The 26756-nt window shown below is 57.4% G+C and carries 18 protein-coding genes; 4 read left to right on the top strand and 14 right to left on the bottom strand.

Going from position 1 to position 26756, the window contains the following annotated elements; all coding sequences use genetic code 11:
* Positions 1 to 15: 15 nt before the first annotated feature.
* The 5 genes from ACVDHE_RS00640 to ACVDHE_RS00660 all read right to left on the bottom strand — a co-directional run bounded on the left by ACVDHE_RS00640 (position 16) and on the right by ACVDHE_RS00660 (position 5068).
* Positions 16 to 1521, bottom strand: coding sequence for a tripartite tricarboxylate transporter permease (locus ACVDHE_RS00640; protein ID WP_458885254.1), 1506 nt, complete (start codon positions 1519 to 1521; stop codon positions 16 to 18).
* Positions 1522 to 1533: 12 nt separating this feature from the next.
* Positions 1534 to 2028: a tripartite tricarboxylate transporter TctB family protein gene (locus tag ACVDHE_RS00645; protein ID WP_458885255.1), complete on the bottom strand. Its 495-nt coding sequence runs from the start codon at positions 2026 to 2028 to the stop codon at positions 1534 to 1536.
* Between the two features lie 128 nt (positions 2029 to 2156).
* Positions 2157 to 3167, bottom strand: a complete 1011-nt coding sequence (locus ACVDHE_RS00650; RefSeq protein ID WP_458885256.1) for a tripartite tricarboxylate transporter substrate binding protein — start codon at positions 3165 to 3167, stop codon at positions 2157 to 2159.
* A 32-nt stretch (positions 3168 to 3199) separates the two neighbouring features.
* Entirely contained in the window at positions 3200 to 3994 is a 795-nt protein-coding gene (locus ACVDHE_RS00655; protein WP_458885257.1) for an HpcH/HpaI aldolase family protein, read from the bottom strand.
* 24 nt (positions 3995 to 4018) lie between these two features.
* A complete protein-coding gene (locus ACVDHE_RS00660) occupies positions 4019 to 5068 on the bottom strand; it encodes an Ldh family oxidoreductase (RefSeq protein ID WP_458885258.1) in 1050 nt (349 codons plus the stop codon).
* A gap of 331 nt (positions 5069 to 5399) precedes the next feature.
* Here ACVDHE_RS00660 and ACVDHE_RS00665 point away from each other — a divergent pair, with 331 nt between their 5' ends.
* Complete coding sequence (locus tag ACVDHE_RS00665; RefSeq protein WP_458885259.1) at positions 5400 to 6272, top strand: AraC family transcriptional regulator; 873 nt, start codon at positions 5400 to 5402, stop codon at positions 6270 to 6272.
* Positions 6273 to 6393: 121 nt separating this feature from the next.
* Here ACVDHE_RS00665 and ACVDHE_RS00670 read toward each other — a convergent pair whose 3' ends face one another.
* The 5 genes from ACVDHE_RS00670 to ACVDHE_RS00690 form a co-directional block, all read right to left on the bottom strand.
* Positions 6394 to 6546 carry a hypothetical protein gene (locus ACVDHE_RS00670; protein ID WP_458885260.1) on the bottom strand — a complete coding sequence of 51 codons (153 nt, stop codon included), beginning with the start codon at positions 6544 to 6546 and terminating at the stop codon, positions 6394 to 6396.
* Between the two features lie 161 nt (positions 6547 to 6707).
* Positions 6708 to 8492 (bottom strand): adenine deaminase, encoded by a 1785-nt coding sequence (gene ade / locus ACVDHE_RS00675; protein WP_458885261.1) that lies wholly within the window; start codon positions 8490 to 8492, stop codon positions 6708 to 6710.
* A 50-nt stretch (positions 8493 to 8542) separates the two neighbouring features.
* Positions 8543 to 9016, bottom strand: a complete 474-nt coding sequence (locus tag ACVDHE_RS00680; RefSeq protein ID WP_458885262.1) for a nucleoside deaminase — start codon at positions 9014 to 9016, stop codon at positions 8543 to 8545.
* 1 nt (position 9017) lies between these two features.
* On the bottom strand, positions 9018 to 9464 hold the full coding sequence (locus ACVDHE_RS00685; RefSeq protein WP_458885263.1) for an OsmC family protein: 447 nt from the start codon (positions 9462 to 9464) through the stop codon (positions 9018 to 9020).
* Positions 9464 to 10012: a M20/M25/M40 family metallo-hydrolase gene (locus tag ACVDHE_RS00690; RefSeq protein ID WP_458885264.1), complete on the bottom strand. Its 549-nt coding sequence runs from the start codon at positions 10010 to 10012 to the stop codon at positions 9464 to 9466. The genes ACVDHE_RS00685 and ACVDHE_RS00690 overlap by 1 nt, the downstream gene beginning before the upstream one ends.
* A gap of 1171 nt (positions 10013 to 11183) precedes the next feature.
* On the opposite strand from ACVDHE_RS00690, the gene ACVDHE_RS00695 reads away from it, so the two are divergent.
* Both ACVDHE_RS00695 and ACVDHE_RS00700 read left to right on the top strand, forming a co-directional pair.
* Entirely contained in the window at positions 11184 to 12635 is a 1452-nt protein-coding gene (locus ACVDHE_RS00695) for a helix-turn-helix domain-containing protein (protein ID WP_458885265.1), read from the top strand.
* 31 nt (positions 12636 to 12666) lie between these two features.
* Positions 12667 to 18720: a leucine-rich repeat protein gene (locus ACVDHE_RS00700; protein WP_458885266.1), complete on the top strand. Its 6054-nt coding sequence runs from the start codon at positions 12667 to 12669 to the stop codon at positions 18718 to 18720.
* Positions 18721 to 19294: 574 nt separating this feature from the next.
* Here the strand turns inward: ACVDHE_RS00700 and ACVDHE_RS00705 are convergent.
* Entirely contained in the window at positions 19295 to 20620 is a 1326-nt protein-coding gene (locus ACVDHE_RS00705) for a PP2C family protein-serine/threonine phosphatase (protein WP_458885267.1), read from the bottom strand.
* Positions 20621 to 20697: 77 nt separating this feature from the next.
* Positions 20698 to 21795 (bottom strand): hypothetical protein, encoded by a 1098-nt coding sequence (locus ACVDHE_RS00710; RefSeq protein WP_458885268.1) that lies wholly within the window; start codon positions 21793 to 21795, stop codon positions 20698 to 20700.
* A 91-nt stretch (positions 21796 to 21886) separates the two neighbouring features.
* On the opposite strand from ACVDHE_RS00710, the gene ACVDHE_RS00715 reads away from it, so the two are divergent.
* Positions 21887 to 22654, top strand: coding sequence for an FHA domain-containing protein (locus tag ACVDHE_RS00715; RefSeq protein WP_458885269.1), 768 nt, complete (start codon positions 21887 to 21889; stop codon positions 22652 to 22654).
* A gap of 36 nt (positions 22655 to 22690) precedes the next feature.
* Here the strand turns inward: ACVDHE_RS00715 and ACVDHE_RS00720 are convergent, their stop codons facing one another.
* Complete coding sequence (locus tag ACVDHE_RS00720) at positions 22691 to 24658, bottom strand: protein kinase domain-containing protein (protein WP_458885270.1); 1968 nt, start codon at positions 24656 to 24658, stop codon at positions 22691 to 22693.
* 21 nt (positions 24659 to 24679) lie between these two features.
* Positions 24680 to 26716: a protein kinase domain-containing protein gene (locus ACVDHE_RS00725; RefSeq protein ID WP_458885271.1), complete on the bottom strand. Its 2037-nt coding sequence runs from the start codon at positions 26714 to 26716 to the stop codon at positions 24680 to 24682.
* Between the last annotated feature and the right edge of the window lie 40 nt (positions 26717 to 26756).

Genomic DNA, 26756 nt, shown 5'->3' on the forward strand with positions numbered 1-26756 from the left:
TCTCCTTTTCTGCAATCACCTTTCGACGGACTGTTCCCGCTTTCGGGAGCGAAGTTCCTTGCGTACCGCCAGCACGATGACCAGAACAGTGATCAGCAGAAACACCAGACTGATGGGATGAGTAAAGAAAGGAACAATGCTGCCATCGGACTGCATCAGGCCACGGCGCAGATTCGTCTCGATCATGGGTCCCAAAATAAAGCCCAGAATGATAGGAGGCAGCGGAAAGCCTCCCTTTTCCAGCAGATAGGCAACCACACCGAAAAACAGCACGGCCCAGACGTCAAACAGCCGGTTGTTGACACCAAAGGCACCCACAACGCAGAGGACCATAATAACCGGCAGCAAAATGTGCTTCGGAACAGTCAGCACGCGCGCAAAAATTTTAATGCCCAGATACTCCATGACTAGCATGAAGATGTTAGCGATCAGACAGGCGGCAAAGATACCATAAACTAGAGGGCCGTTATTCTGAAACAGCAACGGGCCGGGGTTTAGGCCATGGATCATCAGGCCTCCCAGCAGCATGGCCGTAACAGTGTCTCCCGGAATACCCAAGGTCAGAAGCGGGACCAGAGCACCGCCGATGGAGGCATTGTTGGCTGTCTCCGAGGCTACGATACCATCGATGACGCCCGTTCCGAATTTCTCCGGATACTTGGACTGATTCTTAGCCGCCGTGTAGGCCAGGATGTTGGAGGTACCGCCGCCGATACCCGGTAGGATACCGATTCCTACGCCAATGGCAGAAGAGCGGATAAGGTTGCCGATCTGGCTTTTGAATTCCTGCAGGGTAAATCCGAACCCCTTGATGTGAAAGTCCTGCAGGACCTTACCTTGAGGCTCTCCACGCCCCATGGCCGCCTTGATAATCTCGGAGATGGCAAACAATCCGATGAGCACCGGAAGAATATCAAAGCCGGCATCCAGCGAGTGGAAGCCGAAGGTCAGGCGAGGAATGCCGTCAATGGGCGCAGCACCCACCATGGCAAATGCCAGGCCGATCGCTCCGCTGACTAGGCCCTTGACCACCGAGCCGCTGATCAGGCTGGCCATCATGGAGATGGAGAAGATACCTACGGCAAAATACTCATAGTAGCTGAAACGCAGAGCAAAGCGCGCCAAAGAGGGTGCCACAAACATCAGCACCGCAACGCCGACCAGCGTTCCTAAGAAAGAGAAGAAGATACCGACACCAAGCGCCTTGCCGGCCTGGCCTTTCGCAGCCAGAGGATAACCGTCAAAGCAAGTGGCCACGGAGGCGGGGGTTCCAGGGATTCGCAGAAGGATAGCGGCCACCAGACCACCGGAGATACCTCCGATGTAGAGTCCCAGCAACAAAGCCATGCCGTTGATGGGATCCATGCCGTAGGTCATGGGCAGGCACAAAGCCACCGCCATAGTGGCAGAAAGCCCCGGAATCGAGCCAAAAATAATCCCCAGCAATACGCCACCGGCGATTAGGGCAATGCAGAGCGGGTTACCAACCTCCGAAAAACCAGTCGCGATCAAAGATAACATGTTCCGTCCCCCTTAACCCAGAATGCCACGCGGCAACATCAGATAGAATACGCGGGTAAAGAGCATATACACGCCCACTGCCACAATGGCAGAGATAATTACAAATAAAACGATGTCTTTTTTCTTCCTGTGACTGTCGTCTGCCAGTACGATCATCTGTACTATGAGATAGACAAAGGTGGAAAGCATGAAGCCTACCGGCTCCAGACAGAAGATATAAACTGCAATCAGCGCCAGCGTCTCCAGCATACAGCGGGTTCCTGGCGTAAGCGTTTTAGGGCCGCGCTCTTCAGTAACCTCAGCTGGCAACCGTTTTGCCTTTTTCAGACCATCCGTCAGCAGAATCAGCCCCAGCACGCCCAGCAAAACCGCATCCATTTTTGGAAAGAAGTCCGCCTTGATGAGGTTGAGCGCCAGAGACTTTATCGTCAGACTGGCAAGGAACAGTAACGCCGCCAACAAGATGACAATTCCGCCAATGATGGCGTCTCGATATTTTCTCAGCAATCGAAGACCCTCCTTTTGCTTATGACGATGAATTCATTCTGCGAAGAAGAGGGGGCGGACATCGCCCTGCCCGCATCCTGCCGGGTATGTCCGCCCCGCTCATACAGTTCTTGGCTGCAAATGCACAATTATGCCAGCAGTTCTGCAGCGTACTTGTCAATGATCTCTTTTGTAGAATCCAGAAGAGCACGTCCTTCCTCCGCATCCGTGTAGAAGGGGGTCTGCCGATAGGACTCCATGATGCTCTCAGCATAAGCAGGGTCTTCGCTGACCACTTTGCAGGCATCGGCGAACTTCTGGACGATCTCATCCGGGGTATCTTTTGGGAAGGCAAAGAAATAATACTTCTCCAAGTGCACATCCACGCCCTGCTCCACGGCGGTGGGAATGTCCGGGAAGCCATCGCTCCGCTCGGAGTTCACCTGACCCAAGGCCACAAACTCTCCGGTTTCCAGATAGTCCTTCACGGTGCCATAGGCGTTGATGATGATGTCGATATGACCGCCAGCCAGTGCTGCTACACGGTCAGAGGCGCCGCCGGCATCCACGAAGGAGACATCGATACCGGCATCCTGCATCTGCTTGCCGTTGATATGGACCATAGTGCCGGTCTCAATGCCCATCTTCACTTCACCGGGATGTTCCTGGGTATAAGCTTTGAGTTCTTCCAGATTGGTGTAGCCAGCATCCTTGCGAGCCACAATGATTTCGCCGGGGCCCTTGCCCACCACACAGGCCAGCTTGAAGTCATCCAAGCCGAAGTCCGCAGTACCAATGGCTTCATTGACGTTCATGGCCGTATGGAAAAACAGGGCCGTATAACCGTCAGGATCAGAGTCCTTCACCTGCCGACTGGCAATAGATCCGCCGGAACCGGTGACATTGCTGACTACCAGAGAGGTACCCAGTTCCTCTCCAAGGCCTTCCAGATAAGCGCGGGCGTTGAAGTCCGTATCGCCGCCGGCACCGTACGGCACAATAATGGTAATGGGTCGGGTGGGCCAATCTGTTCCGGAAGCGGACTCCGAGGTTTCCGTGGTGGTGTCAGATCCCTGGGTATCGCCAGGAGTTGAGCCGCATCCGCTCAGAAGGACCGCGCACAGCGCGCACGCCAGCAAAAGAGAGAACAGTCGTTTCATCACAAATACCTCCACCTTTTTTGATTTTGTTTTTATCGTTCGGGATATGTCTCCCGGAACTCTCGGACATTTTTCAAAGCCGTGCTGCCAAGGATGCCGCCGTCGGCAAAGGCAATCACCAGCCCATACCCGCGGTCATACTTTTTCTTTGCATCTTCCATGCCGCTTGCCACTGTGGCCAAGAACTTTCCGGACCCGATCACGGCGCTCTCCACCGTGCGGATGGCCTCCAGGACTTCCGGGTGGGAGGGGTCGCAGAAATGTCCCATAGAGGTAGCCAGATCCATAGGTCCGATAAAGATACCGTCCAGTCCCTCCACCTGTAGCAGGGCATCGATATTGTGGACAGCCTCCATCGTCTCCACGGCCGTCATCACCAGGATCTCGTCGTTGGCGTGCATCAGGTAGTTGGAACTATTTATGCCGAAGCCGGGGGCACGCGGGCTGGGAGCCACCCCCCGGACGCCCTGGGTGGGATACTTGCAGTAGGAGACCGCAGCTCTTGCCTCCTCCGGTGTGTTGACATAGGGGACTAAAATCCCATAGACTCCGGCATCCAAGATTCGCTTGATGGTCACCATGTCATTCCAGGGGGCTCTTGCAAAGGGCACGACAGGGAATCTTCCCATGGCCCGTAGCTGATCGATCAGACTGAGGATATCATTGGGCCCGTGCTCCATGTCCACCATCAGGACATCTGGCTCCGCTTTTGCAAAAATCTCTGCCGCGTAAGGGCTGGCGGTCTGCAGCCAAGCGCCCAGCACCTTCTTCCCGTCCTTGAGCAGGTGCTTGACCGGATTATAAAATGTCTCATTTAAATGCAGCATATCTTCTCCTCTCCGCCATTGCGGTCACAGACAGACCGAAAGGCCGTGTTCTTGTGCCAGTGTCTTCAATTCCTGATACAGGGTCTCCGGCAGAGGGATTCCCTTTTCCAGACGTTCCTTTTCGCAGGCCGCTTCGATCTCTCCCGGCAATACCAGCGGGCGGCCCGATACAGTGGGGATGCTACGGACATAGTTGCGGTACTCGGTCATTCTAGTCCGGATTTCTTCCTTGCTCAGCAGCCTGGATAGATCTACTGCCATAAACATGTGACAAGTCTGGCTGGGCTCCGTGGGATCCTTGAACATATTGCGGATATGATTCTGGAACGCACCGCCTGTCATCACACCGCACAAAATATCGATAGCGTAGGCCATTCCGAGGCCTTTGAATCCGCCCAGCGGGAGGAAATAACCGTCAAAACCCTTCTGCGGATCATCGGTGGGGTTTCCGTCCCGGTCGGTGGCCCAGTCCAGAGGAATGCGCTCCCCCTTAGCAATCGCCATTTTCAATTTGCCTCCGGCCACCACCGATAGTGCCATATCCAGCATAAAAGGAAAGTCACAGTATGTAGGGATTCCCACCGCAAAGGGGTTGTTGCCCACAACGTTTCCAGCCGCGCCTGGAGCAGTGACACCAGGTTTGACATTGGTTGTGGAAAATCCCAACATTCCACGGTCTACCGCCATCTGACCATACAGAGCGGCGGCGCCAAAATGATTGCTGTTACGCACCAGCACCATGCCCAAGCCGTATTCCTGAGCCAGTACGATGGCACGCTCCATACCAGCTTTGCCGGCTGTGTAGCCGGAGGCTCCGTCGGCATCCAGCACCTGTAGCGCACGCTCTTCTTTCACATACCGCATATGCGGCGCCGTGTTAATCGCACCATTCTGAATCCGCCCCAAATAAGCGGCTGTGCGCAGGACACCATGGGAATCCACACCGCGCAGGCTAGCCTGTACCAGCCCTTCTGCGTGGAGGTCGGCCTCCTCTCTGGACATCCCAGCGCGCTGGTAAAGCTGTGTAATCAAATTCCACAGCACCTGGGCTGGCACCATATGCGAATCAGACATGAGCAATCCCCTTTCCATTTCAAACGTATTTTGTTCTATGCAAATGCAAATCATAATATTTTGCAAATGCAAGCAATTCAATCGTTTACGTCTTTTAACAAGATTTAGTCACACAAAAGCACAAATATCATTTGTGCTATCAATAAATTTTTGACAATTTTGACTGCTCTTTGGTTTAAGTATAACAAGTCTAATTGTTTTTGTCTTTAGCTCGAATAGATAGGTTTTTGTATTAAATTATTATTTCACAATAATTATGTTGCAATAAGTATAATTTAGTGCAATAATTTATTTATATTGAGTGTAACAGATTAAAACAAAGGAGACTTCTATGAATGCAAACATCCAACTGGTCTGGACGTTTATGCTGGACTATACCCGGGGGTGGGGCGTACGTCGGCACGACCACGACTACTTTCAAATGTATTTCTGCTTAGCGGGAGAGGGTTCCTTCTTTTTGGACGGGAAAAATATCCTCCTGCGGAAAGAGGACTGCCTCATCATTCGTCCCAACCAGGTCCACGAGCTCTACCCGATCACCACCGGCCAGTTCCGCATTATTGACACGAAGTTCTTTATTCATGATGATGCCCTGTATCAGTCCATTCTGGATATGCCATCTGTGATGAAGATAACCGATTCCACCTTTCGGGAACTGCAGCAGAACATGCGCGGGGAGTGGGCTTCCGGCGCCCCGTATTCCCGCGCTATGGCAACGCTCCTTTTCGAGCAATCTCTTTACCTCTACTTGCGGCACGGAACGGCAATCTCCACAAACACGCCGTTCTACCACACTTTGGAACAGCGTGTATCTCAGCTTACAGGATTGGAACGTAAGATTGCCGACTACCTCTCCGAGCACTACTGTGAGGAGATCACGCTGGATCTGCTGGCCGACCAGCTACGCTACTCCAAAAACTATCTTTGCAAGGTGTTTAAAAGCTCTACCGGCTTTACTATCAGCGAATATATCAACTTCTTGAAGATCCGTAAGGCGTATGATCTAGTCTGCTGTACGGACCAGAAGCTTTCCGAAATTGCTCAGAGCTGCGGCTTTACCAGCATCCACTATTTTTCCAGAGTATTCCATAAATTTGTTGGGTCCGCGCCTTCACATGTCCGTGATCGCGACCGCAATTCCTTAGATACCGACATCCGCCTCCACGGCACGTTTCAGTACCGCTACTACACACCCGATGTATGAGCAAATCTGCGGTTTTCGGTGACAGTTCTGCAATCAAAACGCAAAAGAGACTGGGCAACCATTGAATTGTTGCCCAGTCTCCTTTTGTGAATTTTTCAGATTAGTCTATCCTGCTGTTACATCATTTCGCTATCTGCTCCGCCATGCGGATCAACGTCTTCTGATCCAGCGTCCCCCGGAGGCAGTAGTTGAGACCGGAATCCGAGTCCGTCCACACCAGGATACTGATGGATTTGAACTGCAGCCCAGGGATGGATGTGGGAGCCACCGTCACGCTGCCAAATAGAGATCATACCAAAAAGTAGACTCTAAAAGCATTCTACGCGAAAACTCACTGTATTTTCCTTATCTTGCAAAGCATATCTTTACACGCCAAGTATTTCAGGCAAAACTCCCCCCGTATTTCGAGAAACCCGAAATACGGGGGGAGCTGGTTTAGCCCAGGGAAAAGGGATTCTCCCCTGTTTCCACAGGAATGATTTTATGAGAAATCACGTCAATTAAGCCGCGGTCTGTGAGCCCTAGTTCGGGAACCGTTGGCAGAGAGATGAAGCTGAGCGTCATAACAGGCGCATTTCCGCGGCATCCCAAGCGTTTCACCGCGGCGTTCATGGCGTCCAGCTCCGCAATTACTTCATCTGCGGTGCGCTCGCTCATCAAACCGCCAATGGGGAGCTGCATTTTCTTCAATACGGTCCCATTTTCCACTACGCATAATCCGCCCTGCATATCTGCAATGCAGTTTACTGCGGTGGCAAGATCATGGTCATTCGTTCCCACGGTGACAATATTATGGTGGTCGTGGGACATGGAATATGCCAGAGCTCCGCTGTGAAGGCCAAAGCCTCGGACAAAACCGATGCCGATATTTCCGTTTTTTCCGTATCGCTCCACCACCGCCAACTTCAAAACATCTTGGTCGGGGGACGAAAGGATTTCTCCGTTGCACACCGGGAGCACCGCTTGGAACCGGCGGTTGATGATCTGCTGGTCGATGAGATCGATAACAGTGACCGCAGTTTCAGACGATGCCGTTTGCGTTTCCTTCCGAAAAGATGCGGCTGTGATGTCCTTTTTCAGCGAAACGGTATGCTTGATCCACTCCGGATAGGACGGAACAGGGCACTCAACCGTTAAACGCCGGTTTTCAGAAACCAGCTTTCCTTCAAAGTAAACGCGGCTGGGGACCATAGAGGAGAGATCCTCTACCAGCAAAATATCAGCCAAGCGTCCCGGTGAGATAGAGCCGATCTCATCTTCCAGCCGGAAATGGCGTGCAGCATTGATGGTGGCCATTTTTACAGCCTCGATGGGGGGGAGCCCCAAGGCAATGGATCGTGCGACATTATAGTCGATATGCCCTTCCCTGAGGATCTCTCCTGCGTGCTTGTCATCTGTGCAGAACATCAGGTTCTCGAAAGGAAGATGCTGCTGCAAAGCACCGCGGATAAGTGCATCCAGATTTCGTTCTGTGCTGCCTTCACGAATCAAAACGCGCATTCCGGCGCGCAGACGCGCCAGCATTTCCTCAGTGGTTACACATTCGTGGTCATCGGAAATTCCAGCGGATGCGTAAACATTCAATTCTTGTCCCATTCGTCCGATCGCGTGGCCGTTGACGATTTTCCGCCGCTGCAGGGTCTCTTGAATTTTTTCCAGATACTCTTCCCCTACCGACAAAATTTTTGAGGGGTCCAATTCTCCGAGACTTACCGCTTCGGGCCAATCCATGATCTCCCGCACTTGCTGGGGCCCTAAGTAGGCGCCTGTCGTTTCGAGCCCCGGTGCCGTTGGGACGCGGGAGGAGACCTCGATGAGCATTCGGTAAGGCAGATGGCAAATGCTCTCCAGCATAGCCTTGAGCCCTGCCCCCCCTGCAACATTTGCAATTTCCATCAGGTCCGCACATAGCGTGGTCGTCCCCGCCGGTACCACCAGGCTTGCCAGAGCTTCCGGGGAGAGCATCGTGGATTCAAAGTGCATGTGTGTATCGATGAACCCGGGAACGGCATACTGACCACAGCAGTCAACCGTTTCCATCGCCTCCAGGGTGGCGTTTGGATCGATGGAGACGATACGTCTGTTATGAATGTAGATGTTAGTGGTGTATATTTCGGAAGAAAAGACATTTACCAACCTGACATTCTTCAGCATCAGACTGCAGGGAAGCGCTCTCAGTCCCGCTCGCACGGTGTCTCTTATTTCCTCATAGCTGCGCAAAATGGATCCCTCCTCTGCAATTCCAAATAGTTTCCGATGGGAGACGGCGGTTAATTCCAACAGCCGCGGTGGGCCTTTAAAATTGCAGCCTCTACTTCAGGAAATGGCCCAAACACACGGATTTTCTTCTGCCCATGAGCCAGAATTTCCCGGCAGGGGAGATCAAAGGTGGGATTTTGTTCGTTGTTTCCGGTCAGTTGGAGCAGCTTTCGCTCTTCCATTCCGTAAACAATGGTTCCGATATTTGCCCAGTAAATAGCGCCCGTACACATCGCACAGGGCTCCACAGACGTACAGAGTGTGCAGTTCCACAGGAATTCCCGGCTGTACTTGTGAGATGCTCTGGCTGCCAGGGAGCATTCCGCGTGGCCAGTACAAATCTTTTCAGTAATTTCAATATTCGCCTGTTCTTCGATAATCGTGCCATTTTCGTCGATCAGCACCGCTCCGAATGGCGTGTTGCCGGCAGCTCTGGCCTGCTCAGACAATTCGGCTGCCCGCAACAGATACGGAATGTAGTCCATGTTAGAGATTCTCTCTTTCGTATGAAATATCAACTTGTGTGGGATGAAGCAGATTGTCTAATACAGGGCACCGCTTCTCCAGCTGCTCTCGCCATCGGATGATTTGCGCCTCATCTGCATCGCAGGCAATATGCAGGACGATCTCAATGCGATGAAATCCAGATCGTCTTGCATTTGAACGCCCCAGAAAACAATCGGAGTTGATTTGCCCGCGTATAGTTGTTTCGAGTTTTTGAATGGAAAACCCTTCTTCACTGGAAATCTGACATCCGATGGCTGCAATGCATCCTGCAATGGCCCCCAAAAGGTATTCCACTGGGCTGGGCGCAGAGTCCGCCCCCTTGAATTGCACAGGCTCATCGATAAAAAACGTGTGCTGGCGAACGGTGACCTGTGTCATCGGAGTCGCACAGGAAACGGCCTTCACCTCAATTGTACTGCTGTCCACTAGCCGTTCCCTCCCAGGCGGTCCAAAATCAACGTGCGAAAATACTCCACACCATACAGCAATGCGTCCTCATCCATTTGATAACCGGCATTGTGATGCTGTACACAACAGCCTTTTTCTTCGTTCCTTGTCCCCAATTCCACAAAGACCCCCGGGCAGCGCTCAGAAAACGCTGAAAAGTCCTCGCCGGGCATCACGGGATCGATCCGATGTGCCCGCTCGTCCCCAAAGTGAGTCTTGATTAGTTCCTCCACCCGAGCAGTCAGGTCTTCATCGTTAAACACGGAGGCATAGCCCAGAGAAAAGCGGAAATCATAGGATGCGCCATAGGCCGAAGTGATTCCGGATACCCGCTGCTCGATCAGCTTGGGAAGATTTGCACGCAATTCCCGGTTGAAGCTGCGGGTAGAACCCGTTATGTGCATAGACTCCGGAATGATGTTGTATGCGTCCCCGGCTTGAACCGCACAAATTTCAACCTTGAGCGCTCTATACTCAAATCGCTTCCATATAGCGCGAAGCCACTGGTAATTGCAGCTGCTATTCACATCCGAAAAATGTTCTGGCATCTTCTACTTCAGATTTTCCCTTTTATCGGGCCAATTTGTTGTGATTTCCCAGCAAAGGCAGCCGCTCTTTTGATTCCTTATAAGCCGCAAAAATTTGCAGCCGATATGTTTTTCTTCGGAAAGCAATCCCCATTGACCTTTTCACCATTGCTCAGAATACTGCGATTCGTCCTTCTCTTTTGGAACCTCGTCCGCATTTTCAGGACGCCTGCCAGCAGCTGCTTCTAAGGGCAGGTTTTCTACCACCTCATGGCCGCATTCCTCAATGCCTCCGCCAACGCTCCCTCTGCTCTTTCATCTCAGCTATCGACTCTTCCGCGAAAAAACATATGCCGAAATAACTCCCCCACATCTATTTACCGGCTTTTACTTTTGCCCCTCTGAATGGTTTCATCAGCCAAACGCCCTGATGCGATGCGTACGATTGTTGTGTACATCCTTCCTCATATGCGCGCGTATCTCTTTCCCACCGGGTCAGTTTTGTCCGCAGGTCTGCTTTCCATTGGTCAGCAGCCGATCAACTAACAGCTACAGCCCGTCCCGTTAAATAGCTTGATGCTGCAAGCGGCCAAATGCTTTTGACTCTTTGCGCGCCGTTTTCTTAAGGTGCAAAAGTTAAAAATCCCGACCTCCTTCAGATGATCTATGGGAATCTATCTCACCTCTTGGTATAGCTCAGAGCACGTCATGGCTTCCCTGATTATTTCTAATAAAGCAGCTAAGCGACTTGACGAAGATCAGGCTAATCCCTCCTCTCTGGCAGTTTTTCAGAAACCTCCGATAATCCGGGCGGTTTTTCGCGTGCAGCCTCGATACCTGGCAGCCACGAACCGCCACTTAGGATTGCTCTGAATGAAAGCTGTATCATACGCGGTCTGGTTTTCCATGCTTGAGTTTTGTTCCTCCTGATTCGTGCTGGTGCGGCAATGGACCGCAACCCTCAGCTGCTGGTCCCAAATGGTTTCGTCCTCCCCCGCCCCTCAGGTAATTTCAAAGCCTTTCTCCGCTCCCAATATGGCCGTTTGTCTCTTCAAAGAAGGATGTGCTTGCGCATGTGCAGAAAATCCGCACGGTTCTTGCACACCCTTTTCGCGGGAGGTATGCTATATTACAATTACTTACAATTTTTCCTTTGAGCGAGGTGCGCGATATGCAGCTGTTCAGTCAATACCTGCGGGATCTGCTGCAGACCAAGGGGCTGACCGTGTCAGCCCTGTCCCGGCTGTCCGGGGTGGAGCGGACAGCCCTGTCCAAAACGCTGACGGGGCAGCGGGTACTGCCCTATGCCGCGCTGGACGATCTGATCTACCACCTGCGCCTGACGCCCGGGGAGGAGAGGCGGCTGCGGTCTTATTACGACGCCCAGTTTGAAAAGGAAGGTCTCCGGCAGTCCCGGGAGATCGTGGGCAGGCTGTTTTCCAACCTGGCTCGGCTGGACTTCACCGCTCCCGCCTTTGAGGAGAGCCGCCTGCTGCTGGATCTGGACGGCTATGCCGGACCGCGCTCCATCTTCTCCGGCGCCTCCAACGTCCATCCCCTGCTGCGGATGATCCTCTCCCAGGAGCTGACCCGGCCGGACGCCCGGGTGGAGCTGACGGTCCCGCCCACGGACATCTTCCTGAGCGACGAGCTGCTGCGCCGGTATCTGGACGGCCGCATGGGGGCACAGGTCCGGCAGATCATCGCCTTCGACGCCTCCGGAGCAGCGGAGGATATCAATCTGCACAATCTGGAGTGCTTCTGCCGGGTCCTGCCCATCTGCCTGCTGTCCAAGCGGAACTATCACCCCTATTACTACTACGACAGCATCGCCGCCCGGTACACCGACCCCTTCCCCTATTTTCTGGTGACCCACAGCTGCGCGGTGTGCCTGTCGGAGGACGGCTCCCAGGCCATGCTGCTGCGGGGCACAGACCAGGTGGAGCAATACCGCCGCCATTTCCAGTCCCTGCTGGAGCGGTGCCGCCCCCTGACCCAGTACACGGCCGACCCGGTGGAGATCCTGGAGTCCTACGACGCGTCCACCGATGCAGACGGCTTCTACATGGTCATGGACCAACCCTGCTTCGGCCGGTTCTACGACGAGGCCACCATCGGCCGGTACCTGCGGCCGGAGCTCCCCTTCTACGACCGGCTGGAGGCGGTGGCGCAAAAGCGGTTCGGCCGCCTGCGAACGGCGGAGCAGTTCTACACCATCTTCACCCGCAGCGGGCTGGAGCGGTTCCAGGCCACCGGCTCTCTGGACGATTTCCCCGTGGCCTTTGTGGCCCCCTTCCCGCCGGAGCAGCGGCGGCAGCTGATGCTGGCCCTGGCCGGGCATATCCGAAGCGGTGACATCACCGGACGCATTCTGGAGACCGGAAGCTTCCCAGACTACCTGAGTATGACCACCTCCCGCCACTCCGGCATCGGCTTTTTCACCACGGAGCGGTTCCCCCTGCAGGACGGCTTCTGCTCCATTCAAATCCGGGAGCCCAACCTGTGCCGGGCCTTCCACGGGTGGGTGACGCATCTGCCCAGCGATCCACAGGTGCTCAGCGCCCGGGAGACGGCAGAGGTGCTGGAGCAGATGGCCCGGAGCGGTGCAGGCGCTGACATTTGAGACCTTGATCGACATAGGAGGAGAGATGGATATGAAGAAGATCTGGTGCTGGATCACCGCACTGTCTCTGGTGCTGGGGCTATGCACCCCCTTCGGCGGACTGATGCCGCCGGCGGCCGCGGAGGAAGCGGCGGGAGAAACCGTCTCCGGCACATACGAGGGACTTGGCTGGAGCTATGATGATGGCGTGCTGACCCTGTCCGGCGGCCCCCTGCCTTCTGCGCCGGCGGAAGGAGCCTCCTTTCCCTGGATGGACTATGCCGGGGACGTCTGGCGGCTGAACCTTGCGGATGTTGCCTTGGTCCAACGGGGCGTCTTTGACGGTCTTCCGGCACTGGAATGGATCGTATTCCAGGGAGAGACGCCTCCGGAATTTCGGGACACGACCAATGACTTCGTCTCAGAGTATTTCGCTGGACGCCTTTACTGCCCGGACACCTGGGGGCCGGTCTACCAACAGGACCCCTACTGGTTCGCGCCCTATGATACCGACCGGACCGGCGATTGCGGTGCCTGGCAGGACGAGAATGAGAGCGTCTACGGTGCAAATTTGACCTGGACCCTGGCAGGGGACACCCTAACCATCACCGGGTCGGGTGAGATGGCAGACTGGGGACTGGGTACGGACACCCCCTGGGCCTTTTATTATGATGAGATCCGCCATGTGGTCATCAATGACGGCGTCATCAGCGTGGGAAACTGCGCTTTCGGCCTGGACAGCGACAACCGCCCCAGGAGCATGCCCAATCCGACTTCCATTTTCTACCCCATCGAGACCGTGGACCTGGGCAGCACGGTGCAGCGTCTGGGGTGCTACGCCTTTGCCGGCTGCCGGGAGCTGACATCCATCGAACTTCCCAACTCCATCAAAGACATGGAGTTCTCCTTCTCCGACTGCACCGGACTGACGGAAGTAACCTTTGACCCGGATGCGGCAGTAGCCCGCCTGTATTACGCTTTTTCCGGTTGTACCGGTCTGACTTCCGTGGAGATCCCGGCCAGCGATCCGGACTATGACCCGGATGGGTATCTCACCTATTCCGGTGCCTTTGAGGACTGCACCAATTTGACGGAGGTTACTTTCCGGAATGACGCCATGCTGGTGGACAACGAGATGTTTTCCGGCTGTACCAGCCTCACCGCGGTGCATCTCCCCGGCTCAATCACCAAGGTCGACGCTTTTGCCTTTTGGGGCTGTGAAAACCTGGTGGACATCTATTACGACGGCTATCCAGATCAGTGGACCGCCATCGCAGCGGAAGGCTGGAACGATGACCTGCCGGAGACCGTCACTGTCCACTATCTGGAAGACACAGAGTCTCCCCATATCTCCGTGACGGATGGCGGGGTGCACAACACGGACTTCCAGGTCTCCGCCTTTGTAAAAGACAATCGGCCGGAAATCACGGTGAAATGCGAGTACTCCGTCGATGACGGCTTGTCCTGGCAGGCCGTAGGCTCCGAGAGGTCTATCCATAAAACCTCCGATACGCTCTCCTGGACGGTGCCGGTAACAGGACTCTCCGACGGGATTTTGACCGTGCGCGTCACCGCCACCGACTATGCGGGCAACCAGTCCACTTATACGGTGGAACACATTCTGGACTTCACGCCCCCGGAAGCGCCCACCGGCCTGGCGGCGGAAGTCAAGAACTCCACCACGATCTCCCTGACCTGGGATATGCCGGAGACGGCGGCGAACATCCATCACTTCTGGGTCTATTGCAGCACGGACAATCATACGTTCACCCGAAGAGGCGGCCCTTCCTCCAACGGCTTTACCGCCTCCGGTCTGGAGCCGGGGCAGACCTATTATTTCTATGTCTCCGCCGTGGACGCGGCAGGCAATGAGGGCAATCCCGGCGAAACCGTCACCGCCACCACCTGGAACGACACTGCCTCGCCCTCCGTTCCGGTCATCACACCGGCATCGGACAGCACCATCGGCCCCCGGCAGACCATCAAAGTCTACGCCAGCGATGAGAGCAGACTGGATCATGTGACCGTGGAGCGCCAAAAGGAGGGAGAGACCGCCTGGAACACGCAGGACTTCTCCCTCTCCGAAAAATCCGGCAGCGTTTCCTTCACCCTGGAGGGCCTGGAGAGCGGGACCTACTCCTTCCGGGCCATGGCGGTGGACAGCTCCGGCAATGAGAGCGAATACAGTGAGACGATCTCCTACACCCTGGACGCCACCCCGCCCGCTGCGGTCAACGTGACCGCCCGGGTCTCTCAGGCCGACAGCCAGCAGGTGGAGCTCTCCTGGACCTCCGGCGGTGAGAAGGACCTGGCGGGCTTCTACCTGTATCGGATCAGCAGCAGCGGCTCCTCCACCCGGATCGGCTCTGTCAGCGCCCAAAGCGGACAGACCGATTACACCTTCACCGACAAGCTCTCCTGGTCCCAGTGCGGTCAGAGCTATACGTACCGCGTAACCGCCACGGATCACTACGGAAATGAGACGCCCGCCGTCTCGAACGCCGTAACGCCCCAGGCCCCCGTTGATACCCAGGCCCCCACGGCGGTACTCACCGCGCCGGAGGCCGCTTTCCAGGGGGACGCGCTCTCCTTCAGCGCCGCCGGCAGCAGTGACGACCGTGGCATCATCTCCTACGCCTGGGACTTCGGCGACGGCAAGACCGCCTCCGGAAAATCCGTCACCCACACCTATGCCGCTGGCGGGACCTATACGGTGACGCTGACCCTGCAGGACAGCGCCGGGAACAAGACGGTCAAGACCCAGACCGTCACGGTCACGGCAGCGGCGGACAGTACCCCGGTGACGGTGACCGTGCTGGACCAGGCCGGTACGCCTCTGCGCTCCGCCCAGGTGGTCTACGATCTGGGCGGTGCCAACACCTCCTACTATACCGACAGCAGCGGTCAGGTCTCCTTCCACACAGCCGACAGCGGCGCGGTGGAGATTGGCGCCTATGCTTCGGACTATCTGCCCGGGGCCAAGAGCGTCACCCTGGTCCACGGCTACGAAACAGAGGTCACCCTCCGTCTGGAGGCGGCCCCCCTGGTCACCGGAACCCTCACCAGTTCGGAGCTGACCTATGGGGAGATCAAGGATCTGGGCATCGACACCAGCGCGCCGGAAAACCAGAATGTCTATAAATTTGCCGCCCAGATCAACATCGGCGGGAATCTGACACAGTACACATACTACCTCAATGACGCCGCCGGCTTCGTGGGCCCGGAGATCCCGGTGGAGACAGTGACGGTGGGAGACTCCGACTATACCATCCGCCCCCATGTCGTTCAGGTGAAAGAGGAACCGGACGAACCGGGACAGCCGTCCACGGTGGAAACCATCTCCTATGTGACCGTGTTGCGCCTGCCCGGAACGGTCTCCACGCTCAAGCAGTTTTTTGAAGCGGAGCTGACCGTCCTCAACCAGGCCGGGAAGAGCTTCTCTTTCACCGGCTGCACCGCCGAACTGGACATCCCCGACGGCCTGACCCTGATCCCCACGGCGGAAAGTGCTGAGCAGGCTTCGGAGATCCTCACCTCTCCGGGGAATCCGGCAGGCACGATCCCCGGGCAGACCAGCGCCACAGCCAGATGGATCCTCCGGGGTGATCGGGCCGGGACCTATCAGCTGGAAGCCTCCTTCAACGGGACCCTGGACGGCTTCGGGCTGCCCATCCACGCGGACTTCCAGTCGGAGAGCAGCATCGAGGTGCGCCAGGCCAGTGAACTCAATCTGAACATGTTCGTGTCCAACACCATGCTGGATCGGACCATTTATGTGGATCTGGAGCTCTCCGGCAGCGGAGGCACCGTGAATCTGCCGCAGATCACCCTTGGGGACTATACGCCCTCGGAGATCGCCGTGCGGGAGGCCGACGGCACCGAGGTGGTCCGGACCACGCAGGTGAATCCGCTGGAACCGGGACAGGTACTGGTCTACCGGTACGTCATTCATCTTGAGGAGGACCTGCCGCTCCTGTTTATGTGCAACATTCTGGAAGGTCAATTGGCAGCCGACGGTCTGACCGCCAACGTCTCCACCCGGAATATCACAAAATTCAAACTCTTCTCCGGCGATTTCAACCTGACGGAGATGGGCGTGTTCTGCGCGGCCCTGCCGCCGTTTGAGGACCCATCTCCGGAGCTGAGCATGGAGGCCGACGCTTTAAACTTCTGGAAATTTATCTTCAACACGAAGAATGACCCCGCCTCCGACGATATGTACTACCGCATCCTGCGGGGAGATCTGGATGATTTCGACGGGACTCTGGAGGAACTGCGGATCTGGATCCTCTCCATGTGCCAGTGGGTGCGCGCCCGGCTGAACGGCTATGTGAAAGAGAGCAGCGAAAAACTGGGCTTCCTGACCCAGGAGATGACAGACCTGATGTGGGAAAAACTGGAGGGCGCCGGAGTCACCGGAGGCGATGCGCTCCGGGAATACGGAGTAAACAAGGTGTTCAGCTCCGTCAAGGAGGCGTTTCGCAGCATCGAAAAATTTCCGGAGTTCACCTCCATCGTGAACGAGACCACTTCCGCTACGATCCAGGCCTATCTGGAAGAGGTCCAGTCCATCGCGGTCAGCGCCCACGAAATCAAGGGTATCTACGATAAGATGAACGCCATTGTGGAAAAGATGCAGCTGGCAATGGATACGCTGGGCATCATACTGGAAAGCGAATACACCGCCCGGTATGCATACTTCAACTTCTACCTCAATGAGCGCATCGACTATGCCCATCCCGGCGAAAGCATCTTCCGGCTGCTGCTGGATGCCAAGGCTCTGGAACTGAAAGACACCTACTGGCCCAGCCAGACGGTGGATACCGTCACCTGGATCACCGGCGCCGAGAGTTGGATGGACCATACCAATGACATCGAGCGCTGGGCTGAGCAGCTCTACCAGCTGGAAGTGGTGGCTACATACTATGACGAGGCCATGGACGAACCGGTGATCCCGGATGAGCCGGAAGATCCCGGCCACTCCGGAGGAAGCAGCAGCTCCGGTGGAGGATCCTCCTCTACCGGCAACAAGACAGAGACCACCGTCAATCCCAACGGCTCCACCACAACTACCGTTACCCGGCCCAACGGAACCGTCACCGAAACCACCAAAAACCCCGACGGCTCCCAGAAAGTAGTGGAGTCCCAGCCCGACGGCACCGTGACTACTACCGTCACCGACAAGGCCGGCAACCAGACGGAGACTGTGAAACAGCCTGACGGCTCCAGCGAGACCACCGTGGCCAACACCGACGGCTCCGGCTCCGTTACCACCGTCAGTGAGGACGGCACGGTGGCGGCCAGCGTGACCCTGCCTCTCAAGGCCGTTGAGGAGGCCGCCCAAACCGGCGAGGCCATAGCCCTGCCTATGCCGGAGCTGCCTGTCACCACTGATCGGGACAACGCCCCCACCGTCACTGTGGACCTACCCACAGGTACATCTGCCAAGGTGGAGATCCCCGTGGCAGACGTCACCCCCGGCACCGTGGCCGTGCTGGTGAAGGAGGGAGGCAGCGAGGAGGTCATCAAGACCACTCTCACCACAGAAAATGGCGTAACCGCCACCCTGGGCGATGGTGACACGGTGAAGATCGTGGACAACAGCAAGACCTTCTCCGATGTGAACGCTTCCTACTGGGCCGCGGATGCCATCGCTTTCACCACCAGCCGGGAACTGTTCACCGGAACCACCCAGACCACCTTCAACCCCGCCGGCACCACCAATCGCCAGCAGGTGTGGATGATCCTGGCCCGGATGGACGGCGACACCCCTGCTGATATGGCCGCGGCCAAGGCCTGGGCAGTGGACAGCGGCATCTCCGACGGCTCCGATCCCACCGGCTCCATCTCCCGGCAGCAGCTGGCATCCATGCTGTACCGCTATGCCGTGAGCCGCGGCCAAGGCTTCGCCGGCCAGTGGGCCTTCCTGCTGGACTACCCCGACGCCAGCCAGGTGTCCGGCTATGCCTATGATGCCATGTGCTGGATGACCATGCATGGCATCATCGGCGGCACTGCCCAGGGCACTCTGGATCCCCAGGGCCCGGCCACCCGGGCGCAAGTAGCCACGATCCTGCAGCGATTCGTGGAAACCATGAACGGATAAAATCTCTCATTTAGACACAGGAAAGCTCCCGGCTCCTCAGGAGGCGCCGGGGGCTTTCTGCAGCTCTGAGGATCGTAAGGCTCCACCTCGGCGTGCCGAAACACCAAGGATCTGCGCCGCCGCACGCAAAGAGGCGGATTATCTTTTATGTTTTACAATGATTCTTTCTTCATTATGCTTATTCTTTAGCGCTCTTCAGGCGGATTTTCTCTGTGTTCTCCGAGCGGAACCGTGGCTGAAAACGTGGACAAAGGGGTGGGGGAACAGAGTAGAGGAGGGGCCTCTATGGTGCCCCTCCTCCATTTTTTGGGGTGATCTCAGTCCACGGTTAACAAAGGCATAAGGATCCGCTGTTTTTGGAAGCACAGTGCATAGAAAAAACGGGAGTCGGAAATGTCTTCCGACTCCCGCCTTTTCAACAAGAGATCATTAAGTATTGTGCGCAGTTGGTACCTGCGTGGCACTGCCATCTTAATATCGATGACAGTGCCACTCTGTGCTGCCTATTGATACAATGTTATGATCGTTGTTCGAACATTGCATGAGCCGTCTCTGCAATCTGAACGAGATCCACTCATACTTTTTCCAAAATGATTGCGGTAAAATTATCCTGTTGAGGCAAATCCTTTTTTGTCACCGCCGCCCGCAGGGCGCGGGCCGCTCTGGATGCATCTCCTTGCAGACACCTGGCCATTTCCTCCTGTGACAGCGCCCGATAGATACCGTCACTCACAAGCACCACCTTATCCCCGGCACAGAGGGATACTGGCTCCGGGTTCCACTCCACCTTTCGCGGAAAGCCTCTCCCGATAAAGCTAGTCAGATTTTCCCGGCGGGGATCCTGGTCCGCCTCCTGCAGGGTCATGTCTCCCTGCAGGGCAAGCAGGGTCAAGTCGTGGAAAAAGTCATGGTCCCGGTTGAGCTGGATCAGCCCGCCGCTGCGCCACAGATAGATCCGGCTGTCTCCCACACTGAGCCAGGAGAGTCCGTTTCCCTGGATCAGCCCCATCACCAGGGTAGAGCCGCTCTGAGCCGTCTGTCCCTTCTGCAGATCCTCCACCTGCTCCAGCGCTTGCCGGAACAGAAGCTGGAGCCGCCTGGCGGGAGTCGCCTCATCACTCGGAGTGAAACCTTTTCCAAGCGCATCGACAAGGCTCCGGCTCACCTGACCGCTGTCCACCAGACCGCCCATACCATCCGCTACCGCTGCCAGCACGCCGCCCTCCGGCGCCTCCAGGCCGGCAATACAGAACGCATCCTGCTGTTCGTCCCGGGCTCCCAACTCGTGGACGCTGGCAGTGCGGAGTCCACCGCCGACGGACGTCCGCCGGGCGCTCCCGCCAGGATGTCTGTGCCGCATCCACAGCAAAAGCACCGTTATTCCCAAGGTCACAAGCACGCTGAAGGAAACGGGCAGCAGAGCACCGGCACCGGGTGATGCAGCGGGAGGCGCAACCACCTGGGTTTCTGAAAATAGAATCTGACCTTCCTGACCCGCCGCAGTTTCTTTCTCGGCGAATCCAACCTTCTCAGGCAAAGGCTCCTCTCCGGGCAGAGGCTCCCGATCCTCCTGATGGCCTCCGTTCTGAGGAGAGGAGATGTCGGTTTCGGCAGGCTTCTGAGGGGCGGCCGGGGGCTGCTCCTGCACCGCATCTCCATCCTCGGTCTCGCCGCTCTCCGCCTGGCTTGCCTCCTCCTGGGAGGATGCCGGGCCGACTTCCGGCTGTGCTGTTTCAGCCTCTCCGGATTCCATCCCTCCGGCACCGGCGGAGACGGCTTCTTCCCCGTCAGGTGTTGTTAAAGATACGTCAGCGCCGGGATCTTGCGTATCTTCTGCCGCTTCATACTGGGCGAGTACAGCAGCCTTCTTCGCACTGCTGTACAGGATCTGATCTGTCATAATCCGGACCTCCTTTGCCTTGTGCCGCGGGAATACATTGGCTGCTTCAACCATATCATGGGCGGCGCGGTCTCGGTTCAGATGGTTTCCCCTCTCTCTTCGGGAAACAAAACGGCCAGCACCGCCTCCATCCGCTCCCCCATAGCCTCATCCTGCCGCAGGGCGCTGTTGAGGGAGTAGAGCACCAGCCAATCATAGGCGTTCCGGGGGTCCAGGGTGGGCATCCCGCAGTCCTGCAGCATCAGATTCACCCGCCACCAGTGCTCCTCAAACAGCTCCTCGGGCGAAAGATAGTCCTCATCCAGTTCGTCATAGCTGCCGTCCACCACGTTCTCCGTCACCAGGTACAGCAACAGCAGCAGTTTTCTTGGCACATCCTCTCTTCGGGCACAGATGTTTTTCAGCTTGGTGGCATTGGGCCAGCCCTGCTTCAGCATCCGTTGGATTAAGGTCAGGTCCCGGCGGCGGCTTCCAGAGGGCATGTGCAAAGTCAGGTAGGTGTCCATGGCCCGCTGAATAGAGTAGCGCTCTTCCCCCGCACCGGGGGACAAAAGGGCCCGAAAATATCGGTCAAAATAGTCCCAGGCCCGCCGGTGGAGGGTACCGAAGGCGCCCAGATAGGACTCGTACAGCCGGGAAAATTCCCCGTCGTCCCGAACATCGGAGAAGATGGACACCATCTGCCGGGTATCCTCCATCCCCCGCCGTTCTCTGGTCGGATGCCGCTCCGGATCAGGCAAGGAATGGTAAAGGCTGACGGCCTGGCGATAGGAGGTCCCCTTCCGCAGGCAGTAGGCGTAGGTCAGCTCTCTGCCGTTTCGGTAGTGGATGCCATAATCCGTACACATTCCCAGTAAAACAGAGGTCTGTTCTTCATCCAATTCCAGGCCGAAGGCTATGCGGAACAGGTCCTCCCGGTCGGTGGGCGCGTTTTTCCCCTGCTCCCAGTTGCGGACCCGCCGGGCCACCGATTTGGGATCATCTCCCGGCTGGCACAGCGCCTCCGTCACCCGGTCTCTCAGATCACCGGCTGGATACAGACTCCGCAGGGTGTCCCAAAAGCCTCTCAGGCGGATCTTTCCCGCCAGATACTGGGCCGCCATGGCGGGCGTCATATCCGCCGCTGACAGCCGGTTCACCTCCAGGCCGGATTGCTCGGTAAGCTCGATGCGCATGGCGTATTCCTCCGTTTCCGCCAAATGTCTTGTCCTTTTGACCCCGATACCGTATACTGAATCTATCAAAAATCCACAGGGAGGTGGCGCCGTGTTTCCCAAAACCACATACCCCGATGAGATGCGTGCTCTGCTCCTGACCGCTTCGGAGGGAAATGCGCTCCCCCTGTGGCAGGCCGTCCCTTTGACAGCTGCACTGGCTGCATTGCCTGCCGGGACCCTCCGGGACTATTTCCCACTGCCACAGCCCCCGGAGGAACAACTGCGGAGAACTGCCTCGCCTGAGGAGACGGGGGCCGTCTACCGGCTGTGCGCGCTGCTGGTCCGCCTGCTGTCTGGAAAGGAAATGCCGGAAAGGACAGGCCCGTCAGACCGCCGCGCTGTCCTCCGGACGCTGGCTGCAGAAGCCTGCCCTGCCGGAGAGGAGGCCTTGTTCCGCCTGCTGGACCGGGGGCTGCGGCTGGAGCCCACCCGCCGCTTCCCGGACAGAGACGCTCTTTTGCCTGCTCTGAGGGAGGCAGAGGAGGAGGTGAACGCCCGGGTCCGGCCCGGCCTGTGCTTCCGGGGAACTGCGGGGGTGTTTGCCGGAAAAACGCTTCCCTTGGCCCCGCCGCTCACACTTGGGCGGCAGCCGGATCTGTGCCAGCTGATCTTTCCGCCGGATACCCGGGGCGTGAGTCGCCGCCACTGCCGGGTGGAGTTGGTGTGGGGAAGTGTGCTCATCACTGACCTCCACTCACGGTATGGTACCGCCGCAGGGGGGAGAGACCTTTCGCCGGGCTGCCCCTCGCCCCTCCTGCCGGGACAGTCCCTGGCTCTGGCCGGAGGCGCGCAGGCCTTTGTGCTGGTTCGTGAATAAGCCAAACGGGCGGGGAAGGTTTCCCCGCCCGTTTTTTTAACACTCGGCTTCCAGCGCGGCAATTTTATCCTGGATCTTTGCACGGGTGGTGTCTTTGGGATCGTCGGTGTCCAGATACCGATTCCACCAATAGATGGCCTGTTCTGGGTCCCGGGCCGTCCCCACACCATCTGTGTAGGCTGCGGCCACGTCGTAGTACACCGAGGCTCCGTAATTTTCCCGAGCCAGCTCCAGATTCAGCTGAAATGCCTTCTCATGGCTCTGGGGTACCCCGGTGCCGAACTCGTAGCAGACGGATAGCAGCCGCTTGCCCAGTGCGTTGCCCAGGTCCGCAGCCTGCTGGTAGAGCTGGGCGGCCATCTCATATTCGCGGTCCTCCTGGGCGTCATTGCCCAAGCTACACAGCTGTTCCCCCAGCTCCCCTCCAGAGAGATATTCCAGCGTGTGCATCTGTCGGTATGCGTCGGCGGCCTGGGTATACTGACCGTTAGCGGCATAGTTCTCCGCCTGAGCCGTGAGTTCTGCCTGCGTCGGCTGAGCGGTTGGCTTAGGTTCGGCCTGTTGGGGGGGCTTTGCAGGCGCAGGCTCCTGCGGCATCGTCTGATTATTGGATGCCGGCGGCGGGACATTCTGTTCCGGCTGAGATGGTTCTGATTCCGAAGGCTCCGCCGCATCAGAAAGGATCTCTTCCTGCTGCGGCATCGCCAAACTATCCCCCGGGACCTCTTCCGATATGTTCGTCTGTCCGGCGGTCTGTGAATTGACCTGATTGCCCCCCTGCTGCTCAACTCCTGCCGGCAAAGCGGCTCTCTGGCTGCCCATCAAAGGCAGGGCCACCGCCAAGGTGATCCCCGCACAGATCACCGCAGTCATCGCAGCGATCATCCCGCGTGAGAATTTTCTGCCATACCGCCGGGCATTGCCGGAGGCTGCTTCTCCGGCAGCACCGCCGTCCGAATCCGTTTTCTCTTTTTGCTGATGAAAAAATTCCGTGTGTCCCGAATCCTCAGACGGTTCATCATCCTCGTGCCAGGGCTGTCCCTCCAGCGTGACGCCATACAGCGCCCCGTACAGCTGCGACATGCTCTGCCAGCGGTTTTGGGCCCGAACGGCAAGACCTTTTACCAGTGCCCGTTCCTGCTGCTCTGTCAGCTCAGCGCCCAACTGGGTGGGCGGCGTCAGGGCGTCCTGATCGCCGTCCTGCCGCTCCACCGACCGGGGCGGGACCTTGCCGGTCAGGCAGTAGTAGATCGTGGCGCACAGGGCGTACACATCGCTCCACGCCCCCTGTCCCCGGCCCACATACTGCTCCCGGGGGGCAAAGCCGTGCTTCAGCGTCACAGTCTGAGTAGGCTGTCCCTGGATCTCCTTGGCACAGCCGAAGTCCATCAGCTTTACTTTGCCGCCGGGAAGGCACATCAGGTTATCGGGACTGATGTCCCGGTGAATGATTCCCGCCTGGTGCATGGCCTCCATGGCCCGCATGACCGGGCGCAGCAGCTCCAGCAGCTCGCCCGATGGGATCTGCCCCAGCCGGGCGGTGCGGTCCTTCAGCGTTTCTCCCTCCAGGAACTCCATCACGATGTAGGCAGTGTTGTTGTCTTGAAAATGGTCCAGCACCTGGACAATCTCCGGGATATTTTCCAATCTGGCCATGGTCCGGGCCTCTTTGAGAAACTGGGACCGCCCCTTATCATAGGCATTCTGGTAGTTCTGGGTATAACAGGTGACGCTGAGGGAGAGGGTGGTCTCACGGCTGACCAGACGGGTAGGGAAGTACTCCTTCACTGCCACCCGCCGCTCCAGATTGGCGTCCATTCCCAGGTAGGTGATGCCGAAACCACCTTCTCCCAGCAACCGGCCTACCACATAGCGGCCTTGCAAAATACTGCCCGGCGGGAGATGGTGGCTGGCGGGCCGGTACCCCGCCGCGTTCCTTCCACAGCAGGGACAGCTCCCATCCTCTTTCAAATGGTGCACGCAATAGGGACAGATGCGTTCCATTGGTATTCCTCCCGTTTCTCCTCATCCGCCCTGCAGTTCATGGAGCAGGGCCTGGGCGTCGCTTTCCACATATCCGGCACCATATTCCAAGCATTTGTTGAGCCATTCAATAGCCGTCTGGGTACTCTGCGGAACACCATTGCCGTCTGCGTAGTACTGAGCTACAAAATAGCAGGCCGGACCGTCCCCGGTGTTGGCCAGCTTGGTCCACCACTGGCAGGCCTTTCCGCTGTCCTGACTGACATAGTGTCCATAGTCGTAGCAGTAGGCCACAGCAGCCATGGCCTCCTTGTTGCCCATATTGGCCGCCTCCACATAGAGGTCATAGGCCGCCTTGATCAGGGGAGAGCTGTTGTCTCCGTAGGCGGTATCGTACCATTCCGACTCCGCATCTCCAGCCACTTCTGTCAGGCAGACGGCCAGTTTGCTGCCGGAAATATAGCCCAGTTCCTTCATCTGCCGGTAGAGGTCTGCCGCATTGCTGTACCGGCCCTCCGCCGCCGCAGTTTTCGCCTGGCTCTCCAGTTCTGCCTTGGTGGGCGTCGAGGTTTTTTCCGGCTCCGTCTGGGCCGGAGGAGCGGTCTGCTGAGTGGGCTGGCTCTGTTGCTGCGTGGGCTTGGTGTCCGGCGTTGTATCGGCAGATCCGGTCTCCCCTTCATCGGCGGAGGGGTCTCCCTCCTTGGACTCTTCCCCCTCCTGTTCCTGAGCGTCCTCTGAAATGCCGGGCAGAAGACCGCCTGCAGACTGCACCTCATCCTGGGAAAGGAGACCCTCCTCCGCAGGAATATCGGAGGTGTCGCCGCGTTCCCCTCCCGACAGGATCACGCTGCCGCCGTCGGGATCGGGGCTGCTCTCCGGTGCGGAGAGCAGGCCTCCCCCCAGAGCTGCCGCTGTGATGACTGCCAGTGCGCAGCAGGCGGCGATAACGCCACGCGCTCTTTTGGAGATCCGCTTTTTCTCGGGTGCGGGCGGCACCGTATCCTCTATCTGCGCATCATCGGAAAAGCGGGATTCCTCACTTTTCACATACTCGGTTTTTCCTTCGGTTCGCCCATCCTGTCCGGAGGGCTCCTCCCAGGCCGTCCCGTCCAGATTGACACCGTAGAGGGCCCCATACAGATCCCCGATGGTCTGCCATCGGTCCCGGGTCCGGAGCGCCATTCCCTTGATCAGCGCCCACTCCTGCCGGGACGTCAGATTTACGCCCAGCTGGTTGAGGGGAAGCAGCGGATCCAGCTCCCGGTCCTGGTCCTTATCCCGCTCCAGAGCAGCCGGGGGGACACGGCCGGTGAGGCAGTAATAGATGGTGGCACAGAGGCTGTAAAGATCGCTCCAGGGGCCTTGACCGTGGCCTGTGTACTGCTCCAGAGGTGCAAAGCCCTGCTTGAGGGTGACGGTCATGGTCCTGCCGCCCCCGATATCCTTGGCACAGCCAAAATCCATCAGCTTCACCCGGCCGTCAGGAAGGCACATCAGGTTGTCGGGGCTGATGTCCCGGTGGATGATCCCTGCCTGGTGCATGGTTTCCATGGCTCCCATGACCGGGCGCAGCAGCTCCAGCAGCTCACCCGATGGGATCCGCCCCAGCCGGGCGGTGCGATCCTTCAGCGTCTCCCCCTCCAGAAACTCCATCACGATATAGGCGGTATTGTTTGCCTGGAAGAAGTCCAAAACCCGAACGATCTCCGGGATATTCTCCAGCTTGGCCATAGTTCTGGCCTCTTTTAGGAACTGCTCCCGGCCCTTTTCATAACAGGACTGTCCGGCATCGGTGTAACAGGTTACATCGAAGGTGAGAGATGCCTCCCGTTTGACGAAAGCAGTGGGGAAGTACTCCTTCACCGCCACACGCCGCTCCAGCTCCGTATCCAGCCCAAGGTAGGTGATGCCGAAGCCTCCCTCCCCCAGCACCCGGCCCAGAAGATACCGGTCATGGAGCCGTGTACCGGGAGGAAAGTGGTGGGACGAGGGCCGGTAGGCTCCCGGTTTCTTCCCGCAACCGGGGCAACTTGTTTCCTCCGACAGGATATGCATACAGTAGGGACAGATCCGCTCCATCTCACTCACCTCTCCTAGTTACTTACCGCCACATGTACGG

It is taken from the genome of Dysosmobacter sp. Phy, assembly GCF_054476235.1.

Coding starts and splice junctions, on each gene's coding strand:
- ACVDHE_RS00720 (WP_458885270.1), bottom strand. CDS start 24,658: ATGGAACGCATCTGTCCCTATTGCGTGCACCATTTGAAAGAGGATGGG.
- ACVDHE_RS00640 (WP_458885254.1), bottom strand. CDS start 1,521: ATGTTATCTTTGATCGCGACTGGTTTTTCGGAGGTTGGTAACCCGCTC.
- ACVDHE_RS00700 (WP_458885266.1), top strand. CDS start 12,667: ATGAAGAAGATCTGGTGCTGGATCACCGCACTGTCTCTGGTGCTGGGG.
- ACVDHE_RS00695 (WP_458885265.1), top strand. CDS start 11,184: ATGCAGCTGTTCAGTCAATACCTGCGGGATCTGCTGCAGACCAAGGGG.
- ACVDHE_RS00650 (WP_458885256.1), bottom strand. CDS start 3,167: ATGAAACGACTGTTCTCTCTTTTGCTGGCGTGCGCGCTGTGCGCGGTC.
- ACVDHE_RS00705 (WP_458885267.1), bottom strand. CDS start 20,620: ATGACAGATCAGATCCTGTACAGCAGTGCGAAGAAGGCTGCTGTACTC.
- ACVDHE_RS00665 (WP_458885259.1), top strand. CDS start 5,400: ATGAATGCAAACATCCAACTGGTCTGGACGTTTATGCTGGACTATACC.
- ACVDHE_RS00655 (WP_458885257.1), bottom strand. CDS start 3,994: ATGCTGCATTTAAATGAGACATTTTATAATCCGGTCAAGCACCTGCTC.
- ACVDHE_RS00680 (WP_458885262.1), bottom strand. CDS start 9,016: ATGGACTACATTCCGTATCTGTTGCGGGCAGCCGAATTGTCTGAGCAG.
- ACVDHE_RS00660 (WP_458885258.1), bottom strand. CDS start 5,068: ATGTCTGATTCGCATATGGTGCCAGCCCAGGTGCTGTGGAATTTGATT.
- ACVDHE_RS00725 (WP_458885271.1), bottom strand. CDS start 26,716: ATGGAGCGGATCTGTCCCTACTGTATGCATATCCTGTCGGAGGAAACA.
- ACVDHE_RS00710 (WP_458885268.1), bottom strand. CDS start 21,795: ATGCGCATCGAGCTTACCGAGCAATCCGGCCTGGAGGTGAACCGGCTG.